The following is a 593-nucleotide window of genomic DNA, read 5'->3' on the forward strand; positions in this document are numbered from 1 at the left end:
GTCAATTCCTTTGAGTTTTAATCTTGCGACCGTACTCCCCAGGCGGAATGCTTAATGCGTTAGCGGCGCCACTGACCTGCAAGCAGACCAACGGCTGGCATTCATCGTTTACGGCGTGGACTACTCGGGTATCTAATCCTGTTTGCTCCCCACGCTTTCGCGCCTCAGCGTCAGTACCGGACCAGACAGCCGCCTTCGCCACTGGTGTTCTTGCGAATATCTACGAATTTCACCTCTACACTCGCAGTTCCGCTGTCCTCTTCCGGTCTCAAGCCAACCAGTATCGAAGGCAATTCTGTGGTTGAGCCACAGGCTTTCACCCCCGACTTAATCGGCCGCCTACGCGCCCTTTACGCCCAGTGATTCCGAGCAACGCTAGCCCCCTTCGTATTACCGCGGCTGCTGGCACGAAGTTAGCCGGGGCTTATTCTTCCGGTACCGTCATTATCGTCCCGGACAAAAGAGCTTTACAACCCTAAGGCCTTCATCACTCACGCGGCATGGCTGGATCAGGCTTGCGCCCATTGTCCAATATTCCCCACTGCTGCCTCCCGTAGGAGTTTGGGCCGTGTCTCAGTCCCAATGTGGCTGAT

1 rRNA gene is annotated in these 593 nt (G+C 55.8%); it reads right to left on the reverse strand.

Annotation, left to right across the window (positions count from 1 at the left end):
* Positions 1-593: ribosomal RNA gene (locus tag IVA91_RS29320) — 16S ribosomal RNA — on the reverse strand; the annotation flags it as partial.

Source organism: Bradyrhizobium sp. 153 (assembly GCF_023073835.1).
In the GTDB taxonomy this organism is placed as follows: Bacteria; Pseudomonadota; Alphaproteobacteria; order Rhizobiales; family Xanthobacteraceae; genus Bradyrhizobium.